Genomic DNA, 6276 nt, shown 5'->3' on the forward strand with positions numbered 1-6276 from the left:
CCTCCTCCTTCCGTTTTTTTATAGATAAGTAAGAGGTGATAGCAATGGTTCATATTCGATTTGAAGGGCGATCGCTTGACATCACAGAAACTCAACTGGGAATTACCACAGGCATGAGTGATATCGCGGTGAAAGAACAAGTTTCTAGACACCTAGATGTCAATACTAATCGACTCTCTGCGTATGTGGTCGATCGCCGTCCAGGTGGTGACTTAATCATTCGTCCTGAAGCCGTTTACGGATAAATCTTTCCACTTCGTGCCCCAACCCCAAAAGCTTACATACTCGCCGAATGGATAAGGCACTTGACTTAGAATCAAGCTACTACAGGTTCAAATCCTGTGTATGACACACCGCTTTTTTGACTTGCATGAAGTGACTTTTGCAGTCCCTCATTTGATCGCATCTTTCGATCATTGTTCCAGTTTTCATTAGAGGTTTTCCTCATGCACCACCCACTGTTGACCCTAACCCAGACAGCCACTCTAGAGGCAGCAGTTGCTCTTCAACAGGAGTTACGGACGTTGGTGGTGATGGAGGATGACTTTGGTGAAGTGCAAACCGTTGCCGGAGTCGATGTGGGATTTGAAGAGGATGACCGGATTGCTTGTGCTGCGATCGCTGTTCTTCGATTTCCCGACCTGACGCTTCAAGAATCGGTGGTGATCCGCCGTCCCACGACCTTTCCTTATGTTCCAGGATTGTTGGCACTTCGGGAAGTTCCGGTGGTGATGGAAGCACTGGCGGAATTGAAGACAAAACCAGATCTGCTGCTGTGTGATGGCAATGGTTATATTCACCCACGTCGCTGTGGTTTTGCCTGTCATCTTGGTATTGTCAGTGATTTACCGTCGATCGGTGTGGCAAAAACGCCTTACCTGAGGGAGCATGAACCCCTCGCAGAGCAGCGAGGTGCATGGCAACCGATTCGAGATAACGGGGAAGTCATTGGAGCGATCGTTCGCACTCAAGCAAATGTCAAACCTCAGTAGATCGCAAATTCATTAGGGAGTCGGTAAATAGATAGCTGTGATGGGTGGGAAATGTCGTTCAACAGCATGGCAGAGGAATTCCAACATGGTTTTGAGGCTAAACAATGCTCGGTAAACGACCCGTCCCCCTCGTTGGGTTTGGCTAACAAAGTGCCACAACAAATAGACCCAGAGATTAACTAAGAGAAACGCGAGTGCGACAAAGAGGAATCGGGTTACAGGGTTTTTGGTGGTGGTGCGGATGCGGCAGTGATTCTTGATTCTGTAGCTGGTTTCAATGCCGAAGCGGTCTTTGTAATGGCGATGTAACTGATGAAGTGCAACTTTGACTCGATGAACGACATAAAGGGTGTACTGGATGCCATGCTTGCCCTTAAAGCCTTTGTAGTAGTTACAGACGACCCGCATCTGACAGATAACGGACCCATAATGAGGGCTGTTGAGGGTATAGGGGGTGGCATAACTGGTTCGTCCAACCAGCAGTTGTCGAGTCCCTCCCGTTTTGCCTCGAATCACCGCAGGCATGAGGAACGGCAGGTTGAGGGCTTTAAGCCAGCGAATCACAGGGACACTGTAAAAACCTCGGTCGAGATAGAGCCGTTTCACCCGAACCTTGAGCGGGTGAAGCATTGCCAATAAATAAGTGATAGTCGCCACCAGCGTTTCCTGCCGATGCACCGCATGGATAGCCAAAGTCACTCGCTTATTTCGACAAATCACATAAACGGTGGCATAAGCAAAAAAGGTTGTGGTTCCGGCTTTGGCTTGCGAACGATAGATGTAAGGAGCTTCAGCATCTGTGGGGGTGCCGTAATACGGAATCAGATGCAGGTCAATTGCAATTCGATGCTTGCCCTTGCAAATCTTGGCTGGAATCCGGCTTTGCATCGCCCCATTGAGTTGCCGCTCCACGGTTGCGATGTCGTCTAACTTATCCAGGTGATAGCGAATGCCATTGCCACTGGGCACTCCTTCGAGTCGTTGAGACGTGTGTTCGATGCTGTCGTTGCGACTAGCTGCCCGCAACAGGATTGCAAACAGATCGCTGGGCGTATAGCCTCCTTCCATCTCAATCGGCAAATGCTCTAGCAAACAATCCAGGGCGGTTTCTAAGGTAGCTTCGTCGGTCAAAGCAGGAGTGCTAGATAATGAGAGTGGGTAGCTCGTCATGGCTTGATTTCAATGTGTTTGCCCTGACACTACCCCTTTCCTTAGCATTTTGCGATCTACTGAACCTGTTTACGTCTCCGTTGGACATCGGATTAGCCTGAATAGTGCGATCGACTTTGTTCTGAAATGTGCCCCCAAGTATCGTCTTCCTGAAACCACTCGTCAGGCAGATCAACTTTCTAAAGGACATACCAAGCCAATCTCTGCAATTTGATAAGGAGACATGAGATTGGTATTAGCAATGAAATTTATCAGAACTGGAGGTGAGGACAATGAAGCAAATTAATTTTGATAACACCAACTTGAATAGCGATTTGGAGGACCTCAACGACTTGCAAGCGTTCTGCTTTTGAACCCTCTAGCAAGCGTCGTCTAGGATATCCATCAGAGACCCATGTTAAACGAGGACATCGCATCGTTCACGGTGATAAAGAACTGCAAGAAAAGCTGGGTAACAACGATTTGTGTCCCTGTGGTTCTGGACGTTCCTTTCAAGCGGTGTTGCCGTAATAGCGGCAGGTATGACGGTAGTTTACGCAGCCACTACTTTTAGGCAATAGCCTCATCCATTTTCACTTTTACTGGCAGTTGTTGCCGCGCCCCGATCGCAGAAGCTTACATACTCTCCACCAAACAAAGGTGCGTATCTGGAGGGATACGCTGCAAGCCTGAGACCGATAGCAGGCAAACCTGAAGGTCAAACCTTCAGCCAAGCTTCTGTAACTTGCGCGGTGACTCTTCACCGTTGCGTGCAACATCTGCCTCCTCATCCACTACAACCCGAGGAGGTTCCCATGAACAACACCGAACGCGATTTGCGCCTGGAAATGCTCAATAGCTTGCTCACCACCCCTCACCGCAAGCTGGAGCAAGTGGCAGAAATTCACAAACTAATCGTCGAACTTGACCCGATCTTTTACGGACATCTGGCAGTGTGGTATGGGCGCAATGGTGACGTGCGCGACCACAAGGAAGTGTTTGTTGCTCATCTGTTGACCAGCGATTTGGTAGAACACCGGGATGCTGGCTTCGTTATGCTGCAAGAGTTTCCCCCTTACCAGGTGGCTCGTGTAGTGGACTTCATGAAGCAGCACCGCAACAAGTTACCCCGTTCTGCTCGGACTGCGGTGCAGCGGTATCTCAAGGTGCGGGAAAGTAACCCTGCCCTGTTCGATCGCGCCGCTCTGCGGGGACGCAAGGCAATGAAGCATCTGTATGCCTCGTTGCACATCAAACCCAGTGAGCGGGCAAATGCAATTCTGTTCCGTGATCAGCCTCCGGTTGGTTCGCTGGCAGACGTGCTGAAGCAGCTTGCCAAAGCCCAAAGTGCAGCAGAACAGGCACGACTGATTGTCGAGTTTAAGCTGCCCTATGCGATCGCCATCGGTGCAATCAAGCAACTGACTCCCACGGTTCTGGTGGCATTAATCAACAGCATGACTCCCCAGGAAGTGATCAATAACCTCAAGTCGCTCAAGGCAAGAGGAGCAATGGATCACCGGGAGGTGAAGGCATTGATTGATGGCAAGCTGGACGAGGCATCGAAGAGTGCGCGAGTTGCGGCATTCAAGGCTCAAATCGCAGCCGATGCAGCGGATCTCGATGACGATACCCTTGCCCGGTTGGAAAAGGTAACGAATGAGCAAGTAAAGCGGCGTGGTGTGATTACCCGTCCAACTGCGTTGCTCGTAGACAAGTCAGGTTCGATGGAGAATGCGATCGAGCTTGGGAAACGTCTCGCTGCCTTGATCTCCGGCATTACCCAGGCAGACCTGTTTGTTTACGCCTTCGACAACATTCCCTATCCTGTCACCGCCCAGGGCAAGGAGTTGACTGACTGGGAGCGGGCATTCCAGCACATCAAGGCAGGTGGGGGTACGAGCATTGGTGCTCCTTTGGAGGCGATGCGAAAGAAGCGACAGATCGTAGATCAGATCATCGTCGTCACAGACGAAGGTGAGAACGCGGCTCCCTACTTCGGTGAGGTTTACAAGACCTACTGCCGGGAGTTGGCAGTGATGCCAAACGTAGTGATTGTCCGCGTGGGTGGTTACTGCAACTGGCTAGAGAGCCAACTAAAGGGACAGCAAGCACCTGTAGAAACGTTTACCTTTGCGGGAGACTACTACAGCTTGCCCAACCTCGTACCGCTGCTGACACGCCCGTCTCGTCTGGAACTGCTGATGGAGATTCTAGACACACCGCTGCCTGTGCGATCGGACAAATAGGAAGTTGAGATTTCTGAGTGCGTTAGCCTGCATTTAACGCGCTCAGAAGCTCACAAACAATCCTTTATCTATCTCCCTATTCAGGGGCGTTAACCTGATGCTTCCTTAGCGCAAGAACAATTTCCTCATCTCGCTTAAGCGGTAACTGGAGAATAGACAAAATGATTTTTGTAAGTTCTTGCCTTTGCTTACAATACTCCTTGCTAAGCAAAGGGTTCAAATAATTCTTGTCCTTCAGTAAATCAATGAGTCCTTCAAGAGTCTTATGACCATCTGGCAAATAATTTTCAATCTCTCCATTTCTCAGGATAAATACTCTCTCAGCTTCTTTTTGATTGAGAAACGCCTCTACTGAAGTAGATTCTTCAAAAGTAAGGTTATCCTTGAACTTCCTTTTTCTCGATTTTATATATTCATAAAGGCTCTTAAGGGCTTCTAGGTCTCCGTTATTTATGGATTCTTCTAATTGTTGAGATAAAGTTTGACCATCAATACTCTTTTTGTCTTTAATGACTTGTTGATCTATCTTCAAGTGATCAACAATAAAAAGTTTTTTAATATCTTCATCACCCACATTCTGAAGATAATCAAAATCAGCAATTATAAAATTTGGAACGGAAATAGTTTCTAAAAACCTTCTGTACTTTTCTAAATTAACTTTTCCATAAACTTCCAAAACTTCTATCACTTCGGGTGTTTCTGAAAACAAAAGCTGATAAAAGTTAATTAGTTCCTCAAAGAAGAGCCTATCTGTAACCCCCTCAACAAGTACTACCTTGTCTGCGAAAAATATTTTCTCATTATTGTGGCTATTGATTATATGTAATAAATCCTTAGTCCCTTGAACATTTCCTCTAGAGATAGTTGCAATAGTGCTAATATCATTAGATTTATAAACTCTTACAATATTTGAGAGGGTCCTCTGGCTAATAAATACAGCAGAATGAGTTGATAGAATGAACTGATTCCCAGTAGTGTTAGCCAGATCAAAAAATAGATCAATTAAAATTGACTGCCAGCGGGGATGTAAGTGTACTTCTGGTTCATCAACTATTACTAGCCCGTCTTTGATGTTAAAAGCAAAGATTCCTAGTAAAAAGTTTAAAATTTCTTTCTCACCTGAACTAGCTTGTGTCAAGTCAAAAGTTCTACCCTCTTTGCTTAAGGTGATTTCGTAAACGTTCTTCTTTGCATCCTTAAGCAATAGATCCCAGGAATATCCTAACCGATTCAAATATTTTGTTACTAGCTTTACTTCTTCATCACTATTCCATTGGTCTTGATAACCTTGGTTTAGTGCAGAATTCTCATAAGATCTTCTTTTCTCAGCAAAATAAAGGGATGAAAGTTTTATAAGAGATGTCGAATTTTTAGAAGTAGTACTAGAGTAGCTTGCTAATAATTCATAGTAATTTTCGCCTGACAAATTGGCTTGAAGATTTAGCTGTGTTTCTCCTCTGTAAGGTGAAAAATACACGTATCTTGGACTAAGTTTCACGTTGCCAACCTTTTTCGCAGCTATGAGAAATAGTTGAAATAGGAATAAAAATCTATAAAATGTATATTCAGAAGTTCCGTTTGCTAAACCTTCAATCGAGTTATTTCTAATAACAAATCTTAACTCTTGATGGGGAGAGAGGCTACTCAAATTCCATTGGTCAATCTCATTTACAAAATTAGACCAGTTTCCTCTGTATAAACTTAAGGCACTCTTCAAACTTTCTTTGTTTTCCTTTAGATTAATTAAATTGTTAATATCCTGATTCTCTATCTCTAGTCTCAGTTCTATATATGAGTCTGAAGCATCTCCAATAAATTTTTCTAGAACTTGATTTATCTGTTGAAAGGGTGTGTACTGCTCTATATCCTCGTAATAGTTGAAGCCT

General features: G+C 45.6%; 7 protein-coding genes and 1 tRNA gene. 6 read left to right on the top strand and 2 right to left on the bottom strand.

Annotated elements, in window-relative coordinates:
* The first annotated feature begins 44 nt into the window (after positions 1–44).
* The 3 genes from H6F93_RS15975 to H6F93_RS15985 all read left to right on the top strand — a co-directional run bounded on the left by H6F93_RS15975 (position 45) and on the right by H6F93_RS15985 (position 992).
* Positions 45–245: a hypothetical protein gene (locus H6F93_RS15975; protein ID WP_190682558.1), complete on the top strand. Its 201-nt coding sequence runs from the start codon at positions 45–47 to the stop codon at positions 243–245.
* 35 nt (positions 246–280) lie between these two features.
* A tRNA-Leu gene (locus H6F93_RS15980) sits at positions 281–351 on the top strand.
* A gap of 95 nt (positions 352–446) precedes the next feature.
* Positions 447–992 carry an endonuclease V gene (locus tag H6F93_RS15985; RefSeq protein WP_190682561.1) on the top strand — a complete coding sequence of 182 codons (546 nt, stop codon included), beginning with the start codon at positions 447–449 and terminating at the stop codon, positions 990–992.
* Positions 993–1004: 12 nt separating this feature from the next.
* Here H6F93_RS15985 and H6F93_RS15990 read toward each other — a convergent pair whose 3' ends face one another.
* Positions 1005–2162 carry an ISH3 family transposase gene (locus tag H6F93_RS15990; protein ID WP_190682564.1) on the bottom strand — a complete coding sequence of 386 codons (1158 nt, stop codon included), beginning with the start codon at positions 2160–2162 and terminating at the stop codon, positions 1005–1007.
* A 49-nt stretch (positions 2163–2211) separates the two neighbouring features.
* Between H6F93_RS15990 and H6F93_RS15995 the strand changes: the two genes are divergently transcribed.
* The 3 genes from H6F93_RS15995 (at position 2212) to H6F93_RS16005 (ending at position 4390) form a co-directional block, all read left to right on the top strand.
* Complete coding sequence (locus tag H6F93_RS15995) at positions 2212–2376, top strand: endonuclease V (RefSeq protein ID WP_199313752.1); 165 nt, start codon at positions 2212–2214, stop codon at positions 2374–2376.
* A gap of 233 nt (positions 2377–2609) precedes the next feature.
* Positions 2610–2672 (top strand): SEC-C metal-binding domain-containing protein, encoded by a 63-nt coding sequence (locus tag H6F93_RS35255; RefSeq protein WP_524537957.1) that lies wholly within the window; start codon positions 2610–2612, stop codon positions 2670–2672.
* 284 nt (positions 2673–2956) lie between these two features.
* Complete coding sequence (locus tag H6F93_RS16005) at positions 2957–4390, top strand: vWA domain-containing protein (protein ID WP_190682567.1); 1434 nt, start codon at positions 2957–2959, stop codon at positions 4388–4390.
* A gap of 76 nt (positions 4391–4466) precedes the next feature.
* Here the strand turns inward: H6F93_RS16005 and H6F93_RS16010 are convergent.
* A partial coding sequence (locus H6F93_RS16010; RefSeq protein ID WP_190682570.1) for an ATP-dependent nuclease occupies positions 4467–6276 on the bottom strand: 1810 nt, incomplete at its 5' end.

Source organism: Leptolyngbya sp. FACHB-671, assembly GCF_014695745.1.
In the GTDB taxonomy this organism is placed as follows: domain Bacteria; phylum Cyanobacteriota; class Cyanobacteriia; order Elainellales; family Elainellaceae; genus JAAUTN01.

Bases quoted from the DNA above. Each gene is read 5' to 3' on its own strand.
- H6F93_RS15975 (WP_190682558.1), top strand. From the start codon at position 45: ATGGTTCATATTCGATTTGAAGGGCGATCGCTTGACATCACAGAAACT.
- H6F93_RS15985 (WP_190682561.1), top strand. From the start codon at position 447: ATGCACCACCCACTGTTGACCCTAACCCAGACAGCCACTCTAGAGGCA.
- H6F93_RS15990 (WP_190682564.1), bottom strand. From the start codon at position 2,162: ATGACGAGCTACCCACTCTCATTATCTAGCACTCCTGCTTTGACCGAC.
- H6F93_RS16005 (WP_190682567.1), top strand. From the start codon at position 2,957: ATGAACAACACCGAACGCGATTTGCGCCTGGAAATGCTCAATAGCTTG.